This is a genomic window from Exiguobacterium sp. E17S (assembly GCF_057772545.1).
In genome coordinates this window covers 1-200 of the sequence record NZ_JBYLRU010000045.1, presented here as the reverse complement: position 1 = coordinate 200, position 200 = coordinate 1, and the positions used below count along the sequence as shown (strand labels likewise).

The window sequence follows — 200 nt, the reverse complement described above, 5'->3', positions numbered from 1 at the left end:
CGTCCTATCCTCACAGGGGGAAGCCCCCAACTACTTTCGGCGTTCAAGTGCTTAACTTCCGTGTTCGGCATGGGAACGGGTGTGACCACTTGGCTATCGCCACCAGACATTTATTATCTTAACATTATGTTCACATAACGTCAAGACTTTTTTTCGTTTTTTTGAAAGGCTCGCGCCCTCAAAACTGAAGTCATCAACAA

Annotated in this window: 1 rRNA gene; it reads right to left on the bottom strand. The window is 46.0% G+C overall.

What is annotated here, in order from left to right:
* Positions 1 to 107, bottom strand: a 5S ribosomal RNA gene (gene rrf, locus AC3B4V_RS16365); the annotation flags it as partial.
* Between the last annotated feature and the right edge of the window lie 93 nt (positions 108 to 200).